At 69.5% G+C, this 26655-nt stretch carries 19 protein-coding genes and 2 tRNA genes; 5 read left to right on the plus strand and 16 right to left on the minus strand.

The features are described from left to right. Nucleotides 1-691: 691 nt before the first annotated feature. The 4 genes from ndk to ACWD3C_RS35440 all read right to left on the minus strand — a co-directional run bounded on the left by ndk (nucleotide 692) and on the right by ACWD3C_RS35440 (nucleotide 5986). Entirely contained in the window at nucleotides 692-1105 is a 414-nt protein-coding gene (gene ndk, locus ACWD3C_RS35425; RefSeq protein ID WP_451150476.1) for a nucleoside-diphosphate kinase, read from the minus strand. A 184-nt stretch (nucleotides 1106-1289) separates the two neighbouring features. Next, nucleotides 1290-1676 carry a DUF4233 domain-containing protein gene (locus ACWD3C_RS35430; protein ID WP_451150478.1) on the minus strand — a complete coding sequence of 129 codons (387 nt, stop codon included), beginning with the start codon at nucleotides 1674-1676 and terminating at the stop codon, nucleotides 1290-1292. A 6-nt stretch (nucleotides 1677-1682) separates the two neighbouring features. Further along, the gene (gene folC / locus ACWD3C_RS35435) at nucleotides 1683-3158 is read right to left on the minus strand and encodes a bifunctional tetrahydrofolate synthase/dihydrofolate synthase (RefSeq protein ID WP_451150557.1); all 1476 of its coding nucleotides are present in this window, start codon (nucleotides 3156-3158) and stop codon (nucleotides 1683-1685) included. A gap of 176 nt (nucleotides 3159-3334) precedes the next feature. Next, the gene (locus ACWD3C_RS35440) at nucleotides 3335-5986 is read right to left on the minus strand and encodes a valine--tRNA ligase (protein ID WP_451150480.1); all 2652 of its coding nucleotides are present in this window, start codon (nucleotides 5984-5986) and stop codon (nucleotides 3335-3337) included. Nucleotides 5987-6122: 136 nt separating this feature from the next. On the opposite strand from ACWD3C_RS35440, the gene ACWD3C_RS35445 reads away from it, so the two are divergent. Beyond that, complete coding sequence (locus ACWD3C_RS35445; protein WP_451150482.1) at nucleotides 6123-7136, plus strand: hypothetical protein; 1014 nt, start codon at nucleotides 6123-6125, stop codon at nucleotides 7134-7136. Nucleotides 7137-7229: 93 nt separating this feature from the next. On the opposite strand, the gene clpX is transcribed toward ACWD3C_RS35445, so the two are convergent. The 5 genes from clpX to ACWD3C_RS35470 all read right to left on the minus strand — a co-directional run bounded on the left by clpX (nucleotide 7230) and on the right by ACWD3C_RS35470 (nucleotide 12823). Continuing rightward, nucleotides 7230-8516, minus strand: coding sequence for an ATP-dependent Clp protease ATP-binding subunit ClpX (gene clpX, locus ACWD3C_RS35450; protein WP_451150484.1), 1287 nt, complete (start codon nucleotides 8514-8516; stop codon nucleotides 7230-7232). Between the two features lie 210 nt (nucleotides 8517-8726). Beyond that, nucleotides 8727-9407: an ATP-dependent Clp protease proteolytic subunit gene (locus tag ACWD3C_RS35455; RefSeq protein WP_451150486.1), complete on the minus strand. Its 681-nt coding sequence runs from the start codon at nucleotides 9405-9407 to the stop codon at nucleotides 8727-8729. A 194-nt stretch (nucleotides 9408-9601) separates the two neighbouring features. Further along, on the minus strand, nucleotides 9602-10213 hold the full coding sequence (locus ACWD3C_RS35460; protein ID WP_451150559.1) for an ATP-dependent Clp protease proteolytic subunit: 612 nt from the start codon (nucleotides 10211-10213) through the stop codon (nucleotides 9602-9604). A 903-nt stretch (nucleotides 10214-11116) separates the two neighbouring features. Further along, nucleotides 11117-12532 carry a trigger factor gene (tig, locus tag ACWD3C_RS35465; protein ID WP_451150488.1) on the minus strand — a complete coding sequence of 472 codons (1416 nt, stop codon included), beginning with the start codon at nucleotides 12530-12532 and terminating at the stop codon, nucleotides 11117-11119. Nucleotides 12533-12746: 214 nt separating this feature from the next. After that, nucleotides 12747-12823 (minus strand) — tRNA-Pro (locus ACWD3C_RS35470). A gap of 166 nt (nucleotides 12824-12989) precedes the next feature. Here ACWD3C_RS35470 and ACWD3C_RS35475 point away from each other — a divergent pair. Beyond that, nucleotides 12990-13063 (plus strand) — tRNA-Gly (locus tag ACWD3C_RS35475). A gap of 66 nt (nucleotides 13064-13129) precedes the next feature. Here ACWD3C_RS35475 and ACWD3C_RS35480 read toward each other — a convergent pair. Next, nucleotides 13130-14272, minus strand: coding sequence for an outer membrane protein assembly factor BamB family protein (locus ACWD3C_RS35480; protein WP_451150490.1), 1143 nt, complete (start codon nucleotides 14270-14272; stop codon nucleotides 13130-13132). Between the two features lie 684 nt (nucleotides 14273-14956). After that, complete coding sequence (locus ACWD3C_RS35485) at nucleotides 14957-15151, minus strand: hypothetical protein (protein WP_451150492.1); 195 nt, start codon at nucleotides 15149-15151, stop codon at nucleotides 14957-14959. 636 nt (nucleotides 15152-15787) lie between these two features. Between ACWD3C_RS35485 and ACWD3C_RS35490 the strand changes: the two genes are divergently transcribed. Further along, nucleotides 15788-17047, plus strand: coding sequence for an acyltransferase family protein (locus ACWD3C_RS35490; RefSeq protein WP_451150494.1), 1260 nt, complete (start codon nucleotides 15788-15790; stop codon nucleotides 17045-17047). A 247-nt stretch (nucleotides 17048-17294) separates the two neighbouring features. On the opposite strand, the gene ACWD3C_RS35495 is transcribed toward ACWD3C_RS35490, so the two are convergent. Then, complete coding sequence (locus ACWD3C_RS35495; RefSeq protein WP_451150496.1) at nucleotides 17295-18467, minus strand: PP2C family protein-serine/threonine phosphatase; 1173 nt, start codon at nucleotides 18465-18467, stop codon at nucleotides 17295-17297. A gap of 234 nt (nucleotides 18468-18701) precedes the next feature. Here ACWD3C_RS35495 and ACWD3C_RS35500 point away from each other — a divergent pair, with 234 nt between their 5' ends. Then, nucleotides 18702-19931 (plus strand): GNAT family N-acetyltransferase, encoded by a 1230-nt coding sequence (locus ACWD3C_RS35500; protein ID WP_451150498.1) that lies wholly within the window; start codon nucleotides 18702-18704, stop codon nucleotides 19929-19931. 155 nt (nucleotides 19932-20086) lie between these two features. Here ACWD3C_RS35500 and ACWD3C_RS35505 read toward each other — a convergent pair whose 3' ends face one another. The 3 genes from ACWD3C_RS35505 to ACWD3C_RS35515 form a co-directional block, all read right to left on the minus strand. Next, nucleotides 20087-20896: an Fpg/Nei family DNA glycosylase gene (locus tag ACWD3C_RS35505; RefSeq protein WP_451150500.1), complete on the minus strand. Its 810-nt coding sequence runs from the start codon at nucleotides 20894-20896 to the stop codon at nucleotides 20087-20089. A gap of 888 nt (nucleotides 20897-21784) precedes the next feature. Next, complete coding sequence (locus ACWD3C_RS35510) at nucleotides 21785-22264, minus strand: ribose-5-phosphate isomerase (protein ID WP_451150502.1); 480 nt, start codon at nucleotides 22262-22264, stop codon at nucleotides 21785-21787. Nucleotides 22265-22397: 133 nt separating this feature from the next. Beyond that, nucleotides 22398-24395 carry a protein kinase domain-containing protein gene (locus ACWD3C_RS35515; RefSeq protein ID WP_451150504.1) on the minus strand — a complete coding sequence of 666 codons (1998 nt, stop codon included), beginning with the start codon at nucleotides 24393-24395 and terminating at the stop codon, nucleotides 22398-22400. A 279-nt stretch (nucleotides 24396-24674) separates the two neighbouring features. Between ACWD3C_RS35515 and ACWD3C_RS35520 the strand changes: the two genes are divergently transcribed. Further along, nucleotides 24675-25433 (plus strand): hypothetical protein, encoded by a 759-nt coding sequence (locus ACWD3C_RS35520; RefSeq protein WP_451150506.1) that lies wholly within the window; start codon nucleotides 24675-24677, stop codon nucleotides 25431-25433. 115 nt (nucleotides 25434-25548) lie between these two features. Here the strand turns inward: ACWD3C_RS35520 and ACWD3C_RS35525 are convergent, their stop codons facing one another. Next, complete coding sequence (locus ACWD3C_RS35525; RefSeq protein ID WP_451150508.1) at nucleotides 25549-26568, minus strand: serine/threonine-protein kinase; 1020 nt, start codon at nucleotides 26566-26568, stop codon at nucleotides 25549-25551. Nucleotides 26569-26655: the final 87 nt, after the last annotated feature.

Below are 26655 nucleotides of genomic sequence, written 5' to 3' on the forward strand. Positions count from 1 at the left end.
CCCCGCCCCCGCCCCCCCCCCCCCCGCCCCCCGCCCGCCCCGCCGCCCCCCCCCCCCCCCCCCCGCCTGCGGGATCGGCCTGAACGGCCTCGTCCTCAAACGCCGGACGGGCTGAGGGTGCCCGGCCGGGGCTGCAAAGGCTCAGCTCAGGGGCGGAGGAGCTTGGCGCGGGTCGGAGGAACTCGGAGCGGGGCGGAGGAGCCTGGCGCACAGTCCGAGGAACTCGGAACGGGACGGAGGAACCTGGCGCACAGTCCGAGGAACTCGGAACGGGACGGAGGAACCTGGCGCACAGTCCAAGGAGCCTGAACACGGAGTCCAAGAAACTCGGTGCAGGACGGAGGAGCTTGGTGCGGGGCTGGTGTGGTGGGGTGCGGGCTGGTGGGTGCTGGTCCAGGCTGGAGCCGTGCCCCGTCAGGGGCGCGGGGAACTGCGCGACCAGCCACACACAACCCGCAGCCACCCAACAACCCACACCACCCACCCACCCGAACCGTTCCCACCCCACCCGCACACTGCCCCCAGCAGGGACCCGGGGGCGCAGCCCCCAGGGGCGGGGTCGAAGGGGCGGCAGCCCCTGGGGATGGGACGGGTAGGGGCGGCGGGGGCGAGGAAAAAACCGGGGGTGGACGGCGACGGCCCGGAACCCCGATCGCACGGGGGCCGGACCGCGGTGAACCGCCGCCGGTGGCTACACGCGCCCCGGGAAGAAAATCTTCAGCTCCCGCTCCGCGGACTCCTCGGAGTCGGACGCGTGGATGAGGTTCTCGCGGACGATGACACCGAAGTCCCCCCGGATGGACCCGGGCGCCGCGGCGATCGGGTCGGTCGGGCCAGCCAGCGCGCGGACGCCCTCGATCACCCGCTCACCCTCGACCACCATCACGACAACCGGTCCGGAGGACATGAACTCCACCAGCGGCTCGTAGAACGGCTTGCCCTTGTGCTCCCCGTAGTGCTGCTCCAGCGTCTCCTGATCCAGCCCCCGCAGCTCCAGCGCGGTGATCTGCCACCCGGCCTTGCGCTCGATACGGCTGATGATCTCGCCGGTCAGCCCACGACGTACAGCGTCGGGCTTGAGAAGGACGAGGGTGCGCTGGCTCACAGTCGGGCTCCTTCAATGTCACAGATGTGCGGAGCTCAGAGGCTACAGGGCCGCCCCGACGCAACGTCACGCAGCGTCAGGAAGCCCCACCGGGTCAGGAAGCCCCACCGGGTCACGAAGCTCCACCGAGCCAGGACTCCCCACCGGGTCACGAAGCCCCACCGAGCCAGGACTCCCCACCGGGTCAGGACGCCCCACCCGTCTCCGTCTGTCCGGCGGCGGACATCTCTCCCTGCGCCTCTCCCTGCGCCGCGAACCTCGCCTTCGCCTCGTCGATCTTCCGCCCGTAATGCACCGACGCCCACCACAGCACCGCGAAGACCGCCCCGAGGAAGAACATCGTCGGAACCACGAACCCGGACGCGATGAGGCCGATCTGCAGCACCCAGCCCAGCTGCACACCACCGGGCCGGGTGATCCCCCCGCACAGCAGCACGCACAGGGCCATGGCGACACCGCTGACCGTCCAGACCGTACCCATCGACAGGTCGGGGTCCTTCATGGCGACCAGACCGGCGAAGGCGATGACGAAGACCTCGCCGATCAGGGTCGAAGCACAGAGCGTACGCACGGGAACTCAGCCCCTCCCCAGGAGCAGTCGGGCCTCGCCAACGGTGATGACGGAACCGGTGACGAGGACGCCGCCGCCCGCGTACTCGCCCTCCTCCTCGGCGAGCGTGACCGCCGCCTCCAGGGCATCCGGCAGCCGCGGCTCGACCTGGACCCTGTCCTCGCCGAACACCTCGACGGCGACCGCGGCCAGCTCGTCCGCGTCCATGGCGCGATGGCTGGAGTTCTGGGTGACCACGACCTCCGCGAAGATCGGCTCGAAGGCCTCCAGCAGCCCCCGTACGTTCTTCTCGCTGCTCGCGCCCACGACCCCGATCAGCCGGCTGAAGTCGAAGACCTCGCTGACCGCCTCGGCCGTGGCCCGCGCGCCCGCCGGGTTGTGGGCGGCGTCCAGGACGACGGTCGGCGACCGCCGTACGACCTCCAGCCGGCCCGGCGAGGCCACCGACGCGAACGCCTTGCGGACGGTGTCGATGTCCAGCGGCTCGGGCCGCTGCGAGCCGACGCCGAAGAACGCTTCGACCGCCGCGAGCGCCACCGCCGCGTTGTGCGCCTGGTACGCGCCGTGCAGCGGCAGGAAGATCTCGCCGTACTCCCCGCCGAGCCCGCGCAGCGTCAGCAGCTGCCCGCCGACGGCGACCCGGCGCGCGACGACCCCGAATTCGAGGCCCTCACGGGCCACCGTGGCGTCCACCTCGACGGCCTTCTTCAGCAGCACCTGCGCCGCGTCGACCGGCTGCTGCGCCATGATCACGGTCGCGTCCTGCTTGACGATGCCCGCCTTCTCACCGGCGATCTCACCGGGCGTGGCACCGAGCCGGTCGGTGTGGTCGAGGTCGATGGGCGTCACGACGGCCACATCGGCGTCGATCACGTTGGTGGCGTCCCAGCTGCCGCCCATGCCCACCTCGACGACGGCCACATCGACCGGCGCGTCCGCGAAGGCCGCGTACGCCATGCCGGTGAGCACCTCGAAGAAGGAGAGCCGGAAATCCTGCTGCGCGTCCACCATCTCGACGTACGGCTTGATGTCGTTGTACGTCTCGATGAACCGCTCGGCGGAGACCGGTCCCCCGTCCAGGCTGATGCGCTCGGTGATCGACTGGACGTGCGGGGACGTGTACCGGCCCGTGCGCAGCTCGAAAGCGCCGAGCAGCGCCTCGATCATGCGGGCCGTCGACGTCTTGCCGTTCGTCCCGGTGATGTGGATCGAGGGGTACGACCGCTGCGGCTCGCCCAGTACGTCCATCAGCGCGGCGATCCGCGTGACGGAGGGCTCCAGCTTGGTCTCGCCCCAGCGGGTGGCCAGCTCCGCCTCGACCTCGCGGAGCGCCTTGTCGACCTCCGGGTCGGCCGGACGCGCGGGCACGTCGGCCTGCGGCGGCCCGCCCTGCGTCCGCAGGGTACGGCTGCCGGCCTCGATCACCGCGAGATCGGGGTCCCGGTCCGTCTCCGCCGCGACGATCTCCTCGAAGGAGTCCATCGGGTCACTCGGTTCGGGCTGCTCGCTGCTGTCGTGCGGGGGGAGCTCACTCACGGGGACAGTCTACGGACGACGACCGACAGCGGCTCCAGGCGGCTGCCCGGCATGCCGAAGACCCCCGGTGCCTTGGCGACTCCGGGGGCCACGTACGAGAAATCCGCGTACGAGAAACGGGCTCACGCCTGCGGCAACCGCTCCAGCTGTGCCTGGATCCGCGTGATGTCCTCGTCCGCCTTGGCGAGCCGCGTGCGGATCTTCTCCACGACCTGCTCCGGAGCCTTCGCCAGGAACGCCTCGTTGCCCAGCTTGGCCTCGGCCTGCTGGCGCTCCTTCTGCGCGGCGGCCAGGTCCTTGGCGAGCCGCTTGCGCTCGGCGGCGACGTCGATCGTGCCGGACAGGTCCAGCGCGACCGTGGCACCCGCGACCGGCAGGGTGGCCGTGGCGGTGAAGCCGTCGCCCTCCGGCTGGAGGCGGAGCAGCTGGCGGATGGCGGCCCCGTGGGGCGCCAGCGCCGTACCGTCCAGGGCCAAGCGGGCCGGAACCCGCTGGCCCGGCTGCAGTCCCTGGTCGGCGCGGAAACGGCGGACCTCGGTGATCACCGACTGGAGGGTCTCGATCTCCTTCTCGGCGGCCATGTCACGGAAGCCGCCCGGTGCGTCAGCACCAGGAACGAACACAGCCTTCGGCCAGTCCGCGATCACGACCGACTCGCCGCCCGTCAGCGTGGTCCACAGGGTCTCCGTCACGAACGGGACCACCGGGTGCAGCAGCCGCAGCGTGACGTCCAGGACCTCGCCCAGGACCCGCTTGCTGACCTCGGCCGCCTCGCCGCCCGCGTTGAACGTCGTCTTGGACAGTTCGACGTACCAGTCGAAGACCTCGTCCCAGGCGAAGTGGTAGAGCGCCTCGCTGAGCTTGGCGAACTGGAAGTCCTCGTAGTACGCGTCGACCTGGGCGACCGTCTCGTTCAGCCGGGAGAGGATCCAGCGGTCGGTCGCCGACAGCTTCGAGGCCTCGGGCAGCGGGCCCTCGACCGTGGCGCCGTTCATCAGCGCGAAGCGCGTGGCGTTCCAGATCTTGTTGGCGAAGTTGCGGGACGCCTGGACCCAGTCCTCGCCGATCGGGACGTCCGTGCCGGGGTTGGCGCCGCGGGCGAGGGTGAAGCGCAGCGCGTCGGAGCCGTACTTGTCCATCCAGTCGAGCGGGTCGACGACATTGCCGAAGGACTTCGACATCTTCTTGCCGCGCTCGTCGCGGACCAGACCGGTCAGGGCGATGGTCTTGAAGGGAACCTCGCCGTCCATCGCGTACAGGCCGAACATCATCATCCGGGCGACCCAGAAGAAGATGATGTCGTGGCCGGTGAGCAGGACGTCGGTCGAGTAGAACTTCGCGAGGTCCGGCGTCTCCTCCGGCCAGCCCAGCGTGGAGAACGGCCACAGGCCGGAGGAGAACCAGGTGTCCAGGACGTCGGTCTCCTGGGTCCAGCCCTCGCCGGTCGGCGGTTCCTCGTCGGGGCCGACGCAGACGACCTCGCCGTCCGGGCCGTACCAGACGGGGATGCGGTGGCCCCACCACAGCTGGCGTGAGATGCACCAGTCGTGCATGTTGTCGACCCAGTCGAAGTACCGCTTCGACATGTCCTCGGGGTGGATCTGCACCCGGCCGTCGCGGACGGCGTCACCGGCGGCCTGCGCCAGCGGGCCGACCTTGACCCACCACTGCATGGACAGGCGCGGCTCGACGGTGGTCTTGCAGCGCGAGCAGTGGCCGACGGAGTGGAGGTACGGGCGCTTCTCGGAGACGATCCGGCCCTGCGAGCGCAGCGCGGCGACGATGGAGGAGCGCGCCTCGAAACGGTCCAGGCCCTGGAAGGGGCCGTGCGCGGTGATGACCGCCCGCTCGTCCATGACCGTGATCGACTCCAGGCCGTGGCGCTGGCCGATCGCGAAGTCGTTCGGATCGTGGGCCGGGGTGACCTTGACGGCACCCGTGCCGAACTCGGGGTCGACATGGCTGTCGGCGACGACGGGGATGGCACGGTCGGTGAGCGGCAGCTTGATCCGCTTGCCGATCAGGTGCCGGTAGCGCTCGTCGTCGGGGTGAACGGCGACGGCCGTGTCACCGAGCATGGTCTCGGCCCGGGTGGTCGCGACGACGACCGTCTCGTCGCCCTCGCCGTACTTGATGGAGACGAGCTCGCCGTCGTCCTCCTGGTACTCGACCTCGATGTCCGAGATGGCGGTGAGGCAGCGCGGGCACCAGTTGATGATCCGCTCGGCGCGGTAGATCAGCTCGTCCTCGTACAGCCGCTTGAAGATGGTGAGGACGGCCTTGGACAGACCCTCGTCCATGGTGAACCGCTCGCGGTCCCAGTCGACGCCGTCGCCGAGGCGGCGCATCTGGCCGAGGATCCTGCCGCCGTACTCCTCCTTCCACTGCCAGACGCGCTCGACGAACGCCTCACGCCCCAGGTCCTGGCGGGACTTGGCCTCTTCGGCGAGTTGCTGCTCGACCTTGTTCTGCGTGGCGATACCGGCATGGTCCATACCCGGCAGCCACAGCGACTCGTAACCCTGCATGCGCTTGCGGCGCGTGAGGGCGTCCATCAGCGTGTGCTGGAAGGCGTGGCCCAGGTGCAGGCTGCCGGTGACGTTCGGCGGCGGGATGACGATCGTGTACGGAGGCTTCTCGCTCTTCGCGTCGGCGGCGAAGTAACCCCGTTCTACCCAGCGCTCGTACAGCTTCCCCTCTACCTCGGCCGGCGCGTACTGGGTCGGCAGTTCGGTGGTGGGCGCTGTGGGCTGCTGCTGAGCGTTCTCGGTCACGGGGTCAGTTTAGAGGTGTCACGGGTGCGCCCCGAAACTCGATTCTTTCGTAACGGTGCACCCCCTGATGCGCCCCGCACGCCGGGCCTGGGACAGGATGTCAGGAACACATAAGCATCTGGAGGGGAACCCAGAAATGAGCTACAACCAGCCGGGCCCGTACGGCGGGCAGCCCCAGCAGCCCGGACCGTATGGCCAGCAGGGCCCTTACGGCCAGCAGCCGCAGGCTCCGCAGCCCGGCTACGGCCAGCCGCCGCAGGCCCCCCAGCCCGGCTACGGCTACCCCCAGCAGGCTCCGCCCGCCCAACCGGGTTACGGCTACCCGCAGCAGCCCCCGCAGGGTGCCCCGCCCCAGCAGCCGGGCCCTTACGGCCAGCAGCCGCCGTACGGTCAGCAGCCGCCGCCCTACGGCCAGGACCCGTACGGGATGCCGCAGCCGCCGGCTCCCGGTGGCGGCAAGAAGAAGACGGGGATCATCATCGGCGCCGTCGCCGTCGTGGCCGCGATCGGCGTGGGCGTGTACTTCGTGATCGGCGGGGGCGGCGGCGCGGGCGGCATCGAGGACGACGGCGCGCACAAGCTGTCGACGCCGGCGACGGTACTCACCGAGTACAAGCGGGTCACCGATGACGGCGCGAACGCCGGTGACGACTCGGTGGCGGAGCTGGAGAAGAGCGGTGTCGAGGACGGCGAGACCGCGATCGGCGTCTACTCGACGGCCGACCTCAGCGGCTACGACCCCGCCGACCCGAGCACGGCGCCCGACCCGGCCGAGATCGCGACCGCCAAGAGCGTCACGTTCGCCGGTGTCTACGGGAAGATCTCCGACCCGGAGGCGGCCCTGGACACGTTCTTCGCCAACTTCAAGAAGTCGACCGAGGACGGTTCCTCCAGCAGCACCACCGGCGTCGACACCGAGCTGATCGGCGAGCCCGAGGAGGCCGACCTCGACGGCGCGGTCATGAAGTGCCAGGCGGCCAAGGGCACGAACCCGGTGACCAAGCAGGAGAAGACCGACTGGTTCTGCGCGTGGGCCGACTACAGCACCCTCTCCATGGTGTCGCCGGGCAACGCCCTGACGGGCATCAGCAAGGACGTCGCGATCGACATCACCACGAAGCTCCGTGCGGAAGTCCGCGTCAAGGCCTGACATCGAGGCCTGACACCCGCTCAACCGCGCAGGGGCTCCGGTCGGTCGACCGGAGCCCCTGCTGCGTATGTCTCGGTTGTCTCGGTGCGGTGCCTACGCCGTCTTCTGCTCCCCCGGGCCACGGCCCCGCGCGTCCCGCGGGATGAGCGTCGGGTTCACGTTCGAGTGGACGACGTCCGCCGTGATGACGACGCGGGCCACGTCCTTGCGGGACGGGATCTCGTACATCACACCCTGGAGGACCTCTTCCATGATGGCGCGCAGGCCCCGGGCACCGGTCTGGCGCAGGATCGCCTGGTCGGCGATGGCTTCGAGGGCCTCACGCTCGAAGTCCAGCTCCACGCCGTCGAGTTCGAAGAGGCGCTGGTACTGCTTCACGAGCGCGTTGCGCGGCTCGATCAGGATCTGGAGGAGGGCCTCGCGGTCCAGGTTGTGGACGGACGTGATCACCGGCAGACGGCCGATGAACTCCGGGATCATGCCGAACTTGACCAGGTCCTCGGGCATGACGTCCTCGAACCGGTCCTTGGCCTCCAGCTCGCGCTTGGAGTGGATCGTCGCGCCGAAGCCGATGCCCTTCGCGCCGGCCCGGGACTCGATGATCTTCTCCAGGCCCGCGAAGGCGCCGCCCACGATGAACAGGACGTTCGTCGTGTCGATCTGGATGAACTCCTGGTGCGGGTGCTTGCGTCCGCCCTGGGGCGGTACGGAGGCGGTCGTACCCTCCAGGATCTTCAACAGCGCCTGCTGTACGCCCTCGCCGCTCACGTCACGCGTGATGGACGGGTTCTCGCTCTTGCGGGCCACCTTGTCGATCTCGTCGATGTAGATGATCCCGGTCTCGGCCTTCTTGACGTCGTAGTCGGCGGCCTGGATGAGCTTCAGCAGGATGTTCTCGACGTCCTCGCCGACGTACCCCGCCTCCGTCAGCGCCGTCGCGTCGGCGATGGCGAACGGGACGTTCAGCATGCGCGCGAGGGTCTGGGCGAGGAGCGTCTTGCCCGAGCCCGTGGGGCCGAGCAGGAGGATGTTGGACTTCGCCAACTCGATGGCGTCGTCGCGGCCTTGGGCTCCGCCGTTCTCACCGGCCTGGACCCGCTTGTAGTGGTTGTACACCGCGACCGAGAGGGCCTTCTTCGCCGACTCCTGGCCGACGACGTACCCCTCCAGGAACTCGTAGATCTCGCGGGGCTTGGGGAGCTCCTCCCACCTCACCTCGCTCGTCTCCGCGAGTTCTTCCTCGATGATCTCGTTGCAGAGATCGATGCACTCGTCGCAGATATACACACCGGGGCCTGCGATGAGCTTCTTGACCTGCTTCTGGCTCTTGCCGCAGAACGAGCACTTGAGCAGATCGCCGCCGTCACCGATGCGTGCCACGGTGTGCTTCCCCTTCGCCTGGGAGACGCCTGGATCCAGCGGCTCCTGGTGCTGCCTTATGTCCGACGGTACCTTGCCGAGCCCCCGGTTCGGGCCCCCCTTGGCACGGTTCACTTTGACGTGGACCGTGCCAAACCGTGCCAAGGGGCGGCAGATGATACTCCCCCAAGCTCTCGACTTCGCTCAAGCAGGGGGTACCCCTACCCCGTCTCAGCTGACGGAGGCGTTGTTCATCTTGCGGGTGGAGATGATCTGATCGATCAGGCCGTACGCCAGCGCGTCCTCGGCCGTGAGGATCTTGTCGCGCTCGATGTCCTCGCGGATCTTCTCGATCGGCGTGGTGGAGTGCTTGGCCAGCATCTCCTCCAGCTGCGAGCGCATCCGGAGGATTTCGTTGGCGGCGATCTCCAGGTCGGAGACCTGGCCGCGGCCGGTCTCGCTGTACGGCTGGTGGATCAGCACACGGGCGTTCGGCAGGGCCATGCGCTTGCCGGGCGTGCCGGCGGCCAGCAGGATCGCGGCGGCGGAGGCCGCCTGGCCCATGCAGACCGTCTGGACGTCCGGCTTCACGAACTGCATCGTGTCGTAGATGGCCGTGAGCGCGGTGAAGGAGCCGCCGGGGCTGTTGATGTAGACCGAGATGTCACGATCGGGGTCCATCGACTCCAGGCACAGCAGCTGCGCCATGACGTCGTTGGCGGAGGCGTCGTCGATCTGCACACCGAGGAAGATCACGCGCTCCTCGAAGAGCTTCGCGTACGGGTCGTACTCACGGACGCCCTGCGAGGTGCGCTCGACGAAGCGCGGGATGACGTAACGGGACTCTGCCATGGGGCCGGTGTATTCGGCGTGCGTACGCTCGTAGAGGCCGCTGCCGGGGAAGTCGTTCACGATGTCTCCTGAAAAGGGCTGAGGCGGGGGCTGGGGGCTTGCGGGGCGCGGGCCGGACCCGGAAGGCAGGGCGGGAGCCTGCGTGGCTCCTCACGGCTCCTCGTGGCGTCTCGCGGCTCCTCGCGGCTTCTGGCGCCTTCGGAAGTCGGCAACCGCGTGCGCCCCGTGCGCGGGTCCTGGAGCCTGGTACGCCCTTACGAGCCCGCGCCGGTGCCGCCGCCGCCCGGCATTCCGGCGGCCGTGGGCATCACGTCGTCGAGGAGGCCGTACTCCTTGGCCTCGTAGGCGTCGAACCAGCGGTCACGGTCCGAGTCGCGGGTGATCTGCTCGATCGACTGGCCGGTGTGCAGCGACGTGAGCTCGGCCATGCGCCTCTTGGTGTGCAGCAGCCGCTCGGCGTGGATCTTGATGTCCGAGGCCGAGCCGGCCAGGCCGGCGGAGGGCTGGTGGATCAGGATCTCGGCGTTCGGCAGCGCGAAGCGCTTGCCCGGCGTGCCGGCGCTGAGCAGGAACTGGCCCATCGAGGCCGCGAGGCCCATGGCAATGGTCACCACGTCGTTCTTGATGTACTGCATGGTGTCGTAGATCGCCATGCCGGCCGTGATCGAACCGCCGGGGCTGTTGATGTAGAGGTAGATGTCCTTGTCCGGGTCCGCGGCAAGGAGCAGCAGCTGTGCGGTGATCTTGTTCGCGATGTCGTCGTCGACCGGCTGGCCGAGGAAGATGATCCGCTCGTTGAGCAGCCGGTTGTAGACCTGGTCGCCGAGGCCACCACCGATGGAAGGCTCGCCGGCGGCGGAGGGCATCAGATTCGTCACGTATCCACCTGCTCGTCTTACGACGGCGCCGGGCCGTCTGCACGTGTTCTGCTGGGGCCTGGGCTCCATTGCCCGCCCTTTCCGGGGCGGCTCCGGGGACTCCCCTGCCCTCGTATTCATGGACCCTAACGCGCAGGCAGGCGGGTGCCATCCCGGTTCCCGGACTGTTCGCTGTCAGCGCATGCGCTCCGCTGGGTGCGGGTGGGCTGTGCTGGGCCCCGGATGCCTTGTGGCCCTGGGACGCCCGACCGTCAGGGGGCTCCGCCCGGGGCCTCTGCTGGGGGCTGGGGGTGGGTGGGAGTTCGGGTGAGTGGGGTGGTTCGAGTGAGTGGAGTGGTTCGAGTGAGTGGGTGATGGGAGGGGGTGGGTGGTGTCGGTTGTGGGGTGGGTGCGGGTTGTGTGTGGCTGGTCGCGCAGTTCCCCGCGCCCCTGACGGGGCGCGGCTCCAGCCCGGAGTAGCACGATGGGCCCGCGCCAACCCCACGGGCCCATGCCAACCCCACGGGCCCGCGCCTCCCACCTCACCGGCCAGCGCCAAGTTCCTCCAGCTCCGCGCTGAGCCTTTGCAACCCCGGCCAGGCACCATCAGCCCGTCCGGCGCTTGAGGACGAGGCCGCAAGGCCGATCCACCACCCACCGGCCCGCACCATCCCAACCCACCCGCAGACAACCCACCCACCCCGGGGGGCCAGGGGGCGCAGCCCCCCGGGGCCGGGGTCGAAGGGGCGGAGCCCCTGGGGGATGGGACGGGTAGGGGCGGCGGGGGCGAGGATCCTGGGGTCAGGGCCCGCACACCGGTCAGGCTCAGGGCACGCCTACGCCGACGGGCCCCGGGACGCATGTGCGTCCCGGGGCCCGTCGTACAGCTACAGCTGCTCAACCGCCGGAGGCTTACGCCTCGGGCTTCTCCTCGGTGGACTCCGCGGCCTCGGCAGCGGCCTCAGCCGCAGGCTCGGCTTCGGTCTCCGTGGAGGCCTCAGCCGACTCCGTCTCGTCCTCGTCGTCGAGGTCGATGACCTCACCGTTGGTGTCCGTGACCGTGGCGGCCTCGACGACGACGGCCAGGGCCTTGCCCCGGGCGACCTCGCCGACCAGGAGGGGAACCTGGTTGTTCTGGACGACGCTCTGGGCGAACTGGTCGGGAGACATGCCCGAGGAGGCGGCACGGCGCATCAGGTGCTCCGTCAGCTCCTCCTGGTTGACGTTGAGCTTCTCCTCGGAGACAAGCTCGTCGAGGACGAACTGGGTCTTGATGCCCTTGATCGCGGCCTCACGCGTCTCGGTCTCGAACTCCTCCTCGGTCTTGCCCTGGATCTCCAGGTACTTCGCGAGGTCGAGGCCCATCTGACCGAGCTGGTGGTGCTCCAGGTTGTGCTTGCGGGTGTTGATCTCGTCCTCAAGGAGCTTCTCGGGGACGGGCACCTCGACGAGCTCCAGCAGCTTCTCCAGGACGCGCTCCTGGGCCTGCGTGGCCTGGTCGTACTGCTTCATGTTCTCGAGGCGCTTACGGCTGTCCGCCCTGAGCTCCTCAAGCGTGTCGAACTCGGAGGCGAGCTGCGCGAACTCGTCGTCCAGCTCCGGCAGTTCACGCGCGGCGACCTGGGTGACCTTGACGGCGACCTCGGCCTCCTTGCCGGCCGCCGAGCCGCCCTTGAGCTCGGAGGTGAAGGTGGCCTCGCCACCGGCCTCCAGGCCCTTCACGGCGTCGTCGATGCCGTCGAGGAGCTCACCCGAGCCGATGGTGTAGGAGACGCCGCTCGCGACGCCGTCCTCCAGCACCTCGCCGTCGACCTTGGCCTCCAGGTCGATGGTGACGACGTCGCCGTCCTCGGCGGCGCGCTCCACGGGGGACGTCGAGGCGAAGCGCTCACGGAGCTCGTCGACGGCCTTGTCGATGTCCTCGTCGGTGACCTCGACGGCGTCGACCTCGACCTCGATGCCGGAGTAGTCCGGGATCTCGATGGTCGGGCGGACGTCGACCTCGGCGGTGAAGTTCAGCGTCTCGCCGTCCTTCAGCTCCGTGATGTCGACGTCGGGCTGGCCGAGGACGCTGATCTCGGCCTCGTTCACCGCATCGGTGTAGAACTTCGGAAGCGCGTCGTTGACGGCCTCCTCCAGCACGGCGCCACGACCGAAGCGCTGGTCGATGATCCGGGCCGGGATCTTGCCCTTGCGGAAGCCCTTCACCGTGACCTGCTGGTTGATCTTCTTGTACGCCGCGTCGAGGCTGTCCTTGAGCTCCTCGAAGGGCACCTCGACAGTGAGCCGAACCCGAGTCGGGTTCAGGGTCTCCACGGCGCTCTTCACGGTTCGGTCTCCTTGTGGCTGACTTCTTGGGGGTTCTGCTGTGCACCACCGCCGGTTCGAAAAGCGACCCGTCGGAGCTTCAGCGGATTCGCGGCCCTTGAGAGACGTAACAGTGCAGACACACGGGCGCGCAACTTGCATAGTAACCGCAGGCGGTACACGCCCCAAAAAGCGATCTTGGGACGCCGGGCCTTCCCCGGCGGGTTCCGGCTGGTGGTCGGGGTGGCGGGATTTGAACCCACGGCCTTCCGCTCCCAAAGCGGACGCGCTACCAAGCTGCGCCACACCCCGTCTGGTGCGACACGTAGGGTACATGCCCGCAGGCAGTGCGGCTGCCGCATTTCCCGAGCGCCGTCCCGGCCTCCCGCCACGACCGGCAATGGGGTGTGCGGCGAGGGCGTACGACCCGCTACGATGCCTTCTGTGCCGCGGTCGGCTGACCTGCGGCGCGCGCTGTGCGGGCGTAGCTCAATGGTAGAGCCCTAGTCTTCCAAACTAGCTACGCGGGTTCGATTCCCGTCGCCCGCTCCATACGGCCTCCGGCCCGGTTCCTCGGAATCGGGCCGGAGGTTTTTGTGTGGTCAAGGGGCGTCGTGGTCAAGGGGCATCGCTCAACAGGGTGGTCACGTCGACCGCGTACACCGAGTGGACGCCGTACGGGACGTACAGGGCGTCACCGACGAGGGTGAAGGGGGCGCCGCCGATGTCATAGTCGGCCTCGCCGGCGTCGTCGCGGCCCGGCAAGGCTCCCGTGACCTTGCCGGTGCGGCGGTCGAGTGCGGCGAGGCGGCCGCTGTAGGACGCCAGGTAGACGTGGGTGGCGGAGACCAGGGGCGGGCCGGGCTCCTCGACGGTGGAGTTGCCCTCCCAGAGTTCCTCACCGGTCTCGTGCGGATCCGGCGCGACCGCTGTGTCGCCGCTGCCTGTGCCGGTCGCCCAATGGACTCGCCCCGTGTCCGGGTCGATGGCCTGGACCGTGTACCGGTACACGGTGGCACCCGCGTTCTCGGGGCCCTGCTCCGTGATGTCGTCGGCATAGACGAACGCCCTGCCGTCGCGGGTGCCGATGATCGTGCCCTCGCCGAGCCCGAAGGAGCCCGGCGTGGGGTCGACGTGCCGGGACCAGGCCCCCGAGCCGTCGGCGAGGGCGAAGCGTGCGGCCATGAGGTCGTTGCCGGCGCACAGCAGGGACGTACCGGCGGCGGCGCAGCGGCTGAACGAGCCGCCGCCGGCTCCGGGACGCTTCGCCTTCTCGCGCCAAGCCTCGAAGCCCTCCGGGAGGTCACGCGCGGCTGAAGAGTCCTCGTCGGAGATGGCGGCGGCGGTGGCCGTGACTGCGGCGAGCAGAGCGGTGACGGCCGCTCCTGCGATCAGGAGCCGTCGTCGACGGCGGCGGGGGCGCACTCCGTCATCGCCGTCGACGGCGATGTCCGGCTCAGCGGGGGGACCGGCGGGGCGCGGGGCAGGGGGCGTGCCGTTCCGCAGCAGGGTCAGGAGTTCGTCCGGGGTCGGGCGGGACTTGCGGGGCTTGGCCAGGCAGAGCGTGACGAACGGCAGCAACTCGTCGGGTACGCCGTCGAGTCCGGGGTCGCCGTCGACGACGCGGAGTGCCGTCTGGTACGGGCTGGGGGCGTCAAAGGGGCCGCGTCCGGTGGCGGCGTACGCGACGACCGCGCCGAGGGAGAAGATGTCCGAGGCCGGGCCCACGTCCTGCGGGGCCGAGAACTGCTCGGGTGACATGAAGGGCGGGGTGCCCTCCCCCCACTCTCGACTTCGCAGCGGGCGGTACCGCCATCCCGTCCGGTCTGGGTGAGCGCGTCGGCGCTCGCGAACTCGGTGGCCCGGGAGACGCCGAAGTCGATGACGCGGGGCCCGTCCTCGGCAAGCATCACATTGGCCGATTTCAGGTCCCGGTGGACGACTCAGCGCGGTGGATGTCACGGAGAGCTCGACTGGCCCTTGCGCGGGCCCTCACAGCCGGAGAGCCCGCGGCAGGGTCGGCGTTAGGTCCTCGCCGGGTATTTGCAGCTCTCTCCTGCATGAACGCGGGAGACTCTCATCCTGGATCGCTCCGGCGAGTCGGACGGCACTCAGGTCCGCCTGACGACTGCTCTGCCAGCAACCGGGACGGGTCGGAGATCCGTCCAGGACCGCCCGGCAACGTGACTGTCGTCACCAGGCACTGAAAATGCCAGCAATCGGCTGCGCAGCCACACGCCCGTCGAGCGCACGTTCCCTCAAAGGGGTGATGCTCCAAACGAACCCTGGCGGCTCCTCCGGCGAGTCCAGGTCGTGCAGCGCCATGCCGGTACGTTCCTCTGTCCTCTGTCCTCTTGTGCGGGGCGAGCCGGACGGGTACGCCCGGATGTCACACCAACCGGTTCCCGCCGAAACCGACTGGACCGGCCAGACCTGCCAGACCGGCTAGAACTGGATGGAGTTGATGGTCTCCGCTATCGAGTTGAGGAATCTCTGGATGTCGTCGGCCATTCCCGTCGAAGCGAGGAAGAAGCCGAAGAGGACAGCGACGACCGCGGGGCCCGCCTTGAGGTTCCCCCCTCGTAGCAACACCACGAGGATGATCGCCAACAGCAGCACCACTGACAGCGAAATGGCCACAACTGATCACACCCTACGGTCGGTCCACTCTCCCGGCCCGGAGGTGCCGACCCCGCACACCCCCGCCAGAACCATCGTGCCACCAACCCGGCCCCTGTATGCGGCGGGTGACGCAACGTTGGCCGAACCACACGCGGGACCTGCGCGTCCGCAACCACCGCGATCATCTCCCGTACAGCAATTCGAAGGGTCACTCTCGCCGGAATTTCGCCGCACTCATTTCGATGCGCACACATCCCGTTCGCAAGTAATTCGAATTGTCGGCACAAGCACATCGGGGCAGCGGAAGGGGGCATTCCACGGACATTCCAACGGGAGTCACCCGCAGGCGTTATGCACCATTTAGTCGGGATGAAGGGGGACAGAAGTGGGCGTATGAGTTGTGCCTGTGACGGGCCGGGGCAGCGTACGGGCACCCTATGCATGCCGTTGCGAGCCGACGCGGGCCATGCCGTTCCGTGGTCGTCAAGTGCTCAAATCCCGTGCACTCGTGGGCATCAATAGAACATTCACGAGGAGCGTTTTACGGAATCCTGCGGGCGACGCTAGGGTGCCTCAGATGTTCACCGCTGCCACGTCCCCCGCACACGCGGCGCGTGCTCGGATCGTTCCGCCGAGTCACTGGTGGGAGGGTCTGTGACGAACTCGCTGCGACCGCGCGTCCCCGGTCAGGGTGGGCCACGGGCCGCCTCTCGACCGCCAAGTCCGGCTTCCGGCGCGGTCACTGCCTCTGGTGAGGCCACTGCTTCCGGTGCGGCCACTGATTCCGGTTCGGCCACTGATTCCGGTTCGGCCACTGATTCTTGTACGGCCGCCGCTTCTGGTGCGGCCGCTGCTTCTGGTGCGGCCGTCAGACAGCGTGACGCGTTCTTCGACAACGCCAAGTACCTGGCCGTCGTACTCGTCGGGATGGGCCACGTCTGGGAGCCGCTGACCGATCACAGCCGGGCCGCCGAGGCGCTCTACATGTTCGTCTACGCGTTCCACATGCCGGCGTTCATCCTCATCTCCGGCTATTTCTCCCGCAGTTTCGACATGCGCCCCGACCGGCTCAAGCGGCTGATCACCGGCGTCGCCGTCCCGTACGTGCTCTTCGAGACCGCGTACTCCCTCTTCAAGCGCTACGGCGACCACGACCCCAGCCATGAGATCAGCCTGCTCGACCCCTGGTACCTCACCTGGTTCCTGATCGCGCTGTTCGTGTGGCGGATGACGACCCCGTTGTGGAAGATCGTGCGCCGGCCGGTGCCGGTCGCGCTCTGCATCGCCGTACTCGCCTCCGTCTCGCCCGACATCGGTGACGACCTGGACCTGCAACGAGTGCTGCAGTTCCTGCCGTTCTTCGTTGTGGGGCTGTTCATGAAGCCCGAGCACTTCCAGTTGATGCGGCGTCGTGAGGTGCGGATTCTGTCCGTGCCGGTTGTGGTGGGGGCGCTGGCGGTGGCGTACTGGGCGGCGCCGTGGATGAACTCGGCGTGGTTCTACCACCGGGACAGTGCCACGGAGTTGGGGGCGCCGTGGTGGGCCGGGGTCGTGATGACGCTCGCGTTGTTCGGCTGCTCGATGGTCCTCACCGTGTGCTTCTTCTCCTGGGTGCCGCGTCGGACGATGTGGTTCACCGTGTTGGGGGCCGGGACGCTGTACGGGTATCTGCTGCACGGGTTTCTGATTCAGGGGGCGCGGTTCTGGGGGTGGTACGACGAGAACGCGTGGGTGTACCGGCCGGCTGGTGAGATCTTTGTCACCCTGCTTGCGGTCGTCGGTATGACGGTGTTGTGCGCGGTGCCGGTGCGGTGGGTGTTCCGGTTTGCGGTGGAGCCTCGGGTGGAGTGGGCGTTTCGAGTTCGGCAGGATGCGGTGGGGGTGGCTCGGGGGCGGGGCGGGTCGTCGGGCTGAGGGGGCGCGTCTGGGGGGGGCGGGGCGTCTGTGCGTGTCATACGCGTGTTTGTTCTCGCCCCCGCCGCCCCTACCCGTCCCATCCCCAGGGGCTCCGCCCCTTCGACCCCGTTGGGGCTTCGCCCCCGGAATCCCGGTAGGGGGTGGGTTGTGCGGATTGTTGGGGGGCTGCGGGTTGTTTGTGGCTTGTCGCGCCCACGCGGCGGAGCCGCATATCGATACAGCCCCGCGCCCCTCCCCGTGGGCGTCAGCGGAGTGTTGTGAGGCCCTCTCGGCAGATCAGGAGGAGGGCTCGGTCGTCGTTGACGTCTTTGGCTACTGCCTCGATGAGGTGCCAGGCGGCGCCGTGGAAGCCGCCGGGGACGTAGCGGTCGGCTTCGCCGGTCAAGCGGTCTATGCCTTCCACGATGTCGCGGTCGGACGTCTCGACGAGGCCGTCCGTGAAGAGCATCAGGACGTCTCCCGGGCGCAAGGAACCCTTGACGGGGTCGAACTGGGCGCCGTCGTAGACACCGAGGAGTGGGCCCTCGGCGGCCTTCTCCTCCCAGCGGCCGCTGCCGGCGCTGAGTTGGAGGCCCGGAGGGTGACCGGCGGAGAAGAGTTCGTAGTCGCCGGAGTCGAGATCCAGGACGAGGTGGATCGAGGTGGCGAAGCCCTCGTCCCAGTCCTGACGGAGCAAGTAGCCGTTCGCGGCGGGCAGGAACGCGTGCGGCGGGAGGGAGCCGAGGAGGCCGCCGAAGGCGCCGGAGAGCAGCAGCGCCCGCGAGCCCGCGTCCATGCCCTTGCCCGAGACGTCCGTGAGGACGACCTCCAGCGTGCGCCCGCCGTTCGTACGGGCCGCCACGACGAAGTCGCCCGAAAAGGACTGCCCGCCGGCCGGCCGCAGCGCCATCTCCCGGTGCCAACCCATCGGCAATTGCGGCAACTTGCTCTGCACCCGGATGCGTTCACGCAGGTCGAAGAGCATCGTGCCGCCCTTTCGCCAGGGAACGCCCACACGGTTGCGGAACTGGGCGAGCAGCAGACCGAAGAAACCGCAGGCCGCCACGACGAGGACTGTGCCCGGCGTCACCCGGGACGAGCCCTCCGTGTACGGGCCCAGCTGCACGGACTCGATGATCAGCGCGGTCGCCGCGGCCGCGTACAGCCCGAGCAGGCTGGCCGGGCGCAGGAGCAGCCCGCCCGCGACGATCGGCAGGACCAGCGCGGCGGGCGCCACCCACACCGAGTTGATCAACGTGAACGAGGCGATCAGCGGGATCGTCAGCAGCAGACCGACCAGCGCGATCCAGTCGGAGCCGTCGCCCCGGAAGTAGTCGACCGCGGATTTACGCAGGCCGGTGCGGACCCGGTGAACCAACTTCTTCAACCGGGCCGTGAACGTCTCGGCCGCCGCGCGCCGCTCTCGTCCTGCTGCCATTGTTCGGGACCTTATCCATCGGACCAGCTCCTGTGCACGGGAGGTCCCACTTGTCCCCCTTCCGAGGGCCGGTTCACGACGAATCTCACACAGATCTCACACCGAGGGGCAGGATTCGGCCCTTCTGATGTCGACCCAGCGGAAACAGTCGATTCGGTTGATATGAGGGTGAATCGCGATCAACTCGGCGGAAAATCGTTCGCCCGTGCAGAATCGCCCTGCTAGGCATGGCGTATGGCGATTGACTTGCGGGTGCTGCGGCAGGCCGACTGGGACGTCTGGTACGACAACCTCATCCGCGCCTTCGGCGGGGTGCCGGAGTCGGCTGAGGAGCGTGAGCTGTGGGACTCGCTCACGGAGTGCGACCGGTCGATCGGCGCGTGGGACGGCGGCCAATGCGTGGGTACGGCCGGGGCGTTCACCTTCCGGCTCACGGTGCCCGGCGGCGCCTCGGTCCCGGCCGCGGGCGTCACGATGGTGAGCGTCGCGGCCACGCACCGGCGGCGCGGGGTGCTGCGGTCCATGATGCGGCGGCAGTTGGACGATGTCCGTTCCTGGGGCGAGCCCCTCGCCGTACTGACCGCGTCGGAACCCGAGATCTACGGCCGGTTCGGCTACGGCGCCGCCACCCACCAGATCAGCGTCGACGTCGACACCGCCCGCGTACGCCTGTCCGTACCGCCCGGCACCGACGACGTACGCCTGCGGTACGCGGCGCCGGCCGACGTGCTCGACGCGTGCGAGGCGGTGTACGCGCGGCTGGTCCCCCAGCGGCCGGGCATGCTGGCCCGGCGGCCCGGCTGGGAGCGGGTGGCGCTGCTCGACCCGGAGAGCGAGCGGGACGGGGCCTCGCCGTTGCAGTGCGTCGTCGCCGAGCGCGGCGACGAGGTGGTGGGGTATGCCCGGTTCCGCATCAAGCCCGACTGGGACCACACCGGGGCCAGGAGCACGGTCCAGTTGTCGCGGCTCGACGCCCTCGATCCGGCGGCGCACGCGGCGCTGTGGCGGTTCCTCTTCGACCTCGATCTGACCTCCGGGATCCACGCGAGCGCGCGGCCCGTGGACGAGCCGTGGCTGCACATGGTGTCCGACATCCGGCGGTGCGGGGTGCGGGTGCGGGACGGGCTGTACGTACGGCTCGTCGACGTGGGCGCGGCGCTGGAGGCGCGGACGTATCAGGCGCCGGTGGACGTCGTGTTGGAGGTCGAGGACGCGTTCTGTCCCTGGAACGAGGCGCGTCTGCGGCTCAGTGGTGACGCGAAGGGGGCGACCTGTGAGCGGACGGGTGACGCCGCCGATCTCGTCCTGTCCGTACGGGAGTTGGGGGCGGCGTATCTGGGTGGGGTGAGTCTGGCTTCGCTCGCGGCGGCGGGGCTGGTGCGGGAGGTGCGGCAGGGGGCGCTGGCCGAGGCGTCTGTCGCGTTTTCGTCGGCGGTGGCACCGTGGCTGCCGCATGGGTTCTGAGGCGTTCGGGCTGGGTCGGGCTGGGTCGGGCTGCGGGTGGTTTCGGGCTGCTCGGGTAGGCGTTCGGGCTGCGGGAGGTTTCGGGCTGCTCGGGTAGGCGTTCGGGCTGCGGGGGGTGTTCGGGCGCTTGGGCCGGTGGTCGGGCTTCGGGTGTTTCAGAGCTGTTGGCAGATCGGGCACCAGAAGAGGTTGCGGGCGGCGAGGTCGGCGGTGCGGATCTCGTCGCCGCAGATGTGGCAGGGGAGGGTGGCCCTGCGGTAGACGTACACCTCGCCGCCGTGGTCGTCGACGCGAGGTGGGCGGCCCATGGCCTCGGGGGTGTGTTCCGGGCGGACGGTGTCGATGCGGTTGTTGCGTACGCCCTCACGCATCAGCTCGACGAGGTCGGCCCACATCGCCTCCCACTCGCGGGAGTTGATGTCCTTGCCCGGGCGGTAGGGGTCGATGTGGTGGCGGAAGAGGACTTCCGCGCGGTAGACGTTGCCGACGCCCGCGATGACCTTCTGATCCATGAGGAGGGCGGCGATCGTCGTACGGCTGCGGGAGATGCGGCGGTACGCCTGGGCCGGGTCGGCGTCGGGGCGGAGGGGGTCCGGGCCCAGGCGGTCGTGTATGGCCTGCTTCTCGGGGGTGGTGATCAGGGCGCAGGTTGTGGGGCCGCGGAGGTCCACGTACGAGGTGTCGTTGGCGAGGCGGAGGCGGACCGTGTCTGTGGGTGGGGGTGCGGGGGTCTGGCCGAAGTTCACCTTGCCGAAGAGGCCGAGGTGGATGTGGATCCACTCCTCTGTGGCGAAGCGGAGGAACAGGTGCTTGCCGTGGGCTTCCGCCGTGGTGAGTTCCGTGCCGTCCAGGAGGGCGGCGGCGTCCGTGAACTTGCCCTGCGGGCTGGTGACGCGCGCCTTCCGGCCGCCGAAGTGACCGAGGTAGTCCTCGGCCAGGCGGTGGATGGTGTGCCCTTCTGGCATGGGGGTCTCCGGTGTGGGGTGGGGTGGGGTGGGTGCGGCTGGGGGGGTGGGTGCGGCTGGGGGGTGGGTGCGGCTGGGGGGTGGGTGCGGGTGCGTGGATTCTCTCGCCCCCGCCGCCCCTACCCGTCCCATCCCCCAGGGGCTCCGCCCCTTCGACCCCGGCCCCTGGGGGCTGCGCCCCCTGGCCCCCCGGGGTGGGTGGGTTGTCTGCGGGTGGGTGGAGGTTGCTGTGGGTCGGCCTGAACGGCCTCGTCCTCAAACGCCGGACGGGCTGGAGGGGGCCGGGGTGGCTTGGGAGTGTGCTCCTGGGTGGGTGGTGAATCGGCCTTGCGGCCTCGTCCTCAAACGCCGGACAGGCTGAGGGGTGCCGGCCGTGGCTGGATAGGCTCGGCGCGGAGTCGGGGCTTGGCCCGGGATTGGAGAGGCTTGGGGCGAGGTTGGAGAGGCTGGCGCGGGACTGGAGAAGCTGGCGCGGGACTGGAGAAGCTGGCGGGGCTGGAGAGCCTGGCTCGGGCTGATGAGTGCTGGCCCGAGCTGATGAGTGCTGGCCCGGGCTGGAGCCGCGCCCCGTCAGGGGCGCGGGGCTGTATCGATATGCGGCTCCGCCGCGTGGGCGCGACCAGCCACACACAACCCGCAGACACCCCACAACCCACACCACCCACCCCAGGCCAACACCCACGCACCCGCACACCGCCCACCCACTCCAGCCACAGCGGGGGCCGGGGGCGCAGCCCCGGAGGCGAGGGCGAAGGGGCGGCAGCCACGTACGTCATCGACCGGACCCTCGCGCGCACCAGGCGCAGCCCCGGAGGCGGGGGCGAAGGGGCGGCAGCCCCTGGAGGATGGGACGGGTAGGGGCGGCGGGGGCGGAAAAATCCGTTACTGCTACGGGTGGTGTGCCGGAATCGGCGGCAGGTCGCCCGTCGTCTCGTACGCCGACAGCATGTCGATGCGGCGGATGTGACGGGCATCGCCGGAGAACGGCGTGTTGAGGAAGGTCTCGACGAACTTGGTCGCTTCCTCGGTGGTGTGCATACGAGCCCCCACCGCGATCACGTTCGCGTCATTGTGCTCCCGCCCGAGCGACGCAGTCTCCACGCTCCAGGCAAGCGCGGCCCGAACCCCCTCGACCTTGTTCGCGGCGATCTGCTCCCCGTTCCCGGACCCGCCGATGACGACGCCGAGGGCACCGGGCTCGGCGGCCGTACGCTCCGCGGCGCGCAGGCAGAACGGCGGGTAGTCGTCCTGGGCGTCGTAGATGTGGGGTCCGCAGTCGACCGGCTCGTGGCCGGCGGCCTTGAGCCACTCGACGAGGTGATTCTTCAGTTCGTAACCGGCGTGATCGGAGCCGAGGTAGACGCGCATGGCACGAGTGTGACACGCCTGTTTCGCCACGGCCTCTCCGGGTGTCATCCACGAAAACCGCGAGCAATGCCATGCGGACGAAGGAAAAGCTCCGCCGGCGACACAGGTTCCAAGGTTCAAGGACCTCTGCGCCTCACAGTGGCGTAAAGCCCTCCCTGACCTTCTCGTACGCCGGAAGCGAGCGTTCCTCCGTGTCCGGGGGGTACCAGGTACTGATCTCGTACGACATGCCGCCCGCACGGAAGCCGAGCAGCCGGACGTGCCAGAGGCTGCCCTTGGCGGTGACCGTGTACTCCCAGACGACCGCGGGCCAGTCACGGAACCTGGTTTCCTCCAGACGGATCCTGGAGTAGTTCAGGCCCTTGCTTGTGTCCTGCTCCTCCTCGCCCTGCCACTGCGCCAGCAGGTCGCCGCGGGCCGGGGACGCATTGGCCAGGATCTCCTGGCCCGTGTCCGGCGAGGTGTAGTGCACCTCGGCACCACTGTGCGCCACCCGCTTCCAGCCCTTGGGCGGCACCCACGCATACAGCCCGGCCTCCTCCACGGCTCCCGGCGGGAGGCTGGGCGGGCGTGCGGTGCCGGCGACGGTGGGGGACGGACTGGCCTTCGTGCCGGCCGAGCCCGATGGGGAGGACAGCGGAGAAGACGACGGGGACGACGACGGGGACTTGGGCGCGGCCCGGTCCTTGTCGTCGTCCGGTGATCCGCCGGTCGCCGACATGACGAGCGCCGCTACCGCTCCGGCCGCGGCCACTCCGGCGACCGCGGCGAAGCCCATACGGCGCCGGCTGCGCCGCGTACCGGCCGGGGAGGACGGTACGGCGGGACCGAGCAGTTCCCCCGGCGGCATGGGCGCGGGCCGGTGCCGCGTGGGCAGCCCGCTCTCCCCGGCCGCCGGCTGCGGCTGCGGCTGCGGCTGCGGCTGCGGCTGCGGCTGCGGCTGCGGTGGCTGACCGCCGTACGCGGGTTCCGGGTGCTCCACCTGGGGGCCGGGGGCGGGAAAGCCCCTGCCGAGTCCCAACGTCGCGCCTGAGGAGGGGAGTTCGGGGGTGCCCTCGGGGGTGGATTCGGAGGAGGCGTTCTCGGCGTGGGCGGTTGCCGGGCGCTGGGTGGCGGGGAGTTCCTGACCTTGGGGGGCTTCGGCGGCTTCGGCGGCTTCGGCGGCTTCAACGGCTTCGGCGGCGGGCACGGCCGCACGGTTGAGAATCCGGGTGGGTGACCAGTCGGGTTGCGATGCCTCGGGGGCGGCGGACGGCGGCTGCTCGGGTTCGCCCCCTTCAACACCTTCGCCCCCTTCGCCCCCTTCGGATCCATCGGGCTCGTCGGCGTCCGGTATCTCGACCTCCCCGGCCCCCGCAGGCTCGGCAGAATCCCCACCCCCCTCCGCGACCGACCCCAGCGCCTCCGCCAGCTCCTCCAGTCCGGGCCGTACCGAAGGCTCCTTCTCCAGCAGTGCTGCCAGTACGGCCTCCAACTCCCCTGCCCTGGAGGGCAGTTCCGGCTCCTCGTACAGCACGGCGTGCAGCGTGGCCAGGGTCGTGGTGCGGGAGAAGGGGGAGTGGCCGCCGAGGGCCGCGCAGAGGGTGGCGCCGAGGGACCAGAGGTCGGAGGGCGGGCCCTGGGGGCGGCCGGAGACGCGTTCGGGGGCCATGTAGTCGGGGGAGCCGACGAGTATGCCGGCCATGGTCAGGGCCTCGGCGTCCTGGATGGCGGCGATGCCGAAGTCGGTGAGGACGACCCGGTGGTGGCCGGCGCGCTCGACGAGGACGTTGGCCGGCTTGATGTCGCGGTGCAGGACTCCCCCGGCGTGCACCTGGCCGAGCGCGGCCACCAGCTCCAGGCCGATGCGGGCGGCCTCGCGGACGTCGAGCGGGCCGTCCTCGGCGACGAGGTGTTCCAGGGAGCGGCCGTCGACCAGCTCCATGACGATCCACAGCCGTTCGCCCTCGTCCACGACGTCGTAGATGCGCACGACGCCCGGATGGTCGATCCGGGCGGTGGCCCGGGCCTCTCGCAGGGTCCGCTCCCGGCGGGTGCGGGTGTCCTCGGGGTCGAGGCCGTCGATCCGCATTTCCTTGACGGCAACGAGCCGGTCGAGCATTTCGTCGGCGGCCCGCCAGACCCGGCCCATTCCCCCTTGGCCAATGCTTTCGACCAACCGATAACGGCCCGTCACCAGTAATCCCGGAACGCCGCCCCTCGTGATTCCCGGCACCTCCGAGCCCCCTTTCCGCCCTTCAACCCTTCAGCCCTTCCGCACCACCCGTCACAACCCGCTACAGGTGAACCGCGAAGTAGCGTATTCGTCACAACTTCGTGTCGCACCAGCATAGTGCGGAGAAATCTTGTGGTACCTCTTCAAGGACTGCGAATTCAGGGCGCAGCCGTGGGGGCACAAGGGGGATGGAACATGAGTTTGAACAAGAGTTCTCGTCGCGCCGTGAGCGTCGCGGGATTGCTGCTCACCGCATCCTTCTCGGCGGTGATGATCTTCTCCGTCACCGCCGGAGCGGACGACGAGGGGCCGATGAGCGAGAAGGGGGGAAAGGGCATTGACGAAGCACCGGCAGGCATCGAACTGACGACCCTGCTGCCCGAGAAGATCTCGGTCGACAACAGCACCCAGGAAACGGCGATTACTGCCACGGTGAAGAATGGAGGACCCAACGACAGCGGTGAATTCCGACTGCTTGTGATCGGTTTTGAGGGACTCACGGTCAAGGGCGTCGAAGGTTGTTCAGAAATCGCCGAGGGCGATCTGCCCGAAGGTTCGAACAGTGGTTTCTCCTGCCCCATCGACAATCTCGCGGCCGGCGAGTCCAAATCGTACGACGTCGACGCGACCTTCGACGTGAAGCAGAAGGGGCTGATCTGCCTCCCCGTCCAGAACACGGACGGCTCGAAGACGTACTGGCAGCAGGGTCCGGTCCCGTTCGGCTCGAACAACCCCTCGCCGAACGCCCCGACGACCCCGCTGCTCCTCGGCACCGACAACTCCCCAGTCACCCCGGGCGGCGACAGTCCGGAAGGTCCGGAAGGTCCGGAAGAACTGCCCAAGACCGGTCCCGCCGACCGGGTCCTGCCCCTCGGCGCGGCCGGTGCGGCGCTCATCTCGGCGGGCGCGGCGGGCATGTGGTGGTCGTCCCACCGCCGGATCCGGCAGTCCTGACGGCGATCGATTTGACGGATTGACCGAGCGCTTGACCGAGTGCTTGATCGATCGATTGACCGATCGATTGACCGTACGGCGTCTCCGCGGGCCCGAACTCACCGCGGAGGCACCGTCACGTTCCCCCCTCGGACGACTGCGGGCGTGCCGTGCCCGCGACCGTCGGCGGCGGCTGGCCCGTCGTCGGCCGGCGCTCCTCCGGCAGCCGGGTCTCGCCGCCCGGATCGATCGCGGTGACGATCATGACGGCGGCCACTGCGGCCGTCACGATCAGTACGAGGGCAACGAGGAGCCTCGGTCGCCAGTCGGGCGGCGGCTGTTCCGCCGGGTCGGGGGCCAGTGCCACCGGGGTCAGGTACGCCACGATCTCGTCGAGGCCCGGCCGCGCCGCCGGGTCCTTGGCCAGCATCCGCCGCAGCAGCGGGGTCAACGGGCAGGTATCGCCGGGCAGTTCGGGCTCGTCGTACACAATCGCGAGGAGTGTCTCGGCGGTGGAGCCACGGGCGAACGGGGAGCGGCCGGTCAGGGCCGTGCAGAGGGTGGCGCCGAGGGCCCACAGGTCGGCGGCGGGTCCGGTGGGGTGGCTGGTGGCGCGCTCGGGCGGGATGTACTCCGGGGAGCCGATGAGGACGCCGGCGGCGGTCAGGGGGCGGGCGTCCTGGAGGGCGGCGATCCCGAAGTCGGTGAGCACGACCCGGCCGCCCGGGCCGAGGAGTACGTTGCCGGGCTTGATGTCGCGGTGCAGGACCCCGGCCGCGTGCACCCGACGCAGCGCCTCGGCGAGCGCGACCCCGACGCGCGCCGTCTCGCGTACGCCGAGCGGACCGTCCTCGTGGACGACCTTCTCCAGGGAGGGGGCGTCGACGAGTTCCATGACGATCCAGAGCCGGCCGGCCTCCTCGGCGACGTCGTAGACCCGTACGACATTGGGGTGGTCGATGCGCGCGCTGGCCCGCGCCTCGCGCAGCGCGCGTTCACGCCGGGTCTGCGGGTCCTCTTCCTCGGCGGGGCCGTCGAGCCACAGTTCCTTGACCGCGACGGGCCGGTCCAGGATCTCGTCGGTCGCGCGCCAGACCCGTCCCATGCCGCCCTGCCCGACAGGTTCCGCAAGGCGGTAGCGGCTCGCGATCCGCATCCGCGAACACCTCCAACCTCCTTCCATGACAACACAGTTCGCCCCGGTTTGAGAGAGGGGTGTCCGCGTGGCAAAACCGCTGGAGGG

The organism is Streptomyces sp. NPDC002845 (genome assembly GCF_053591955.1).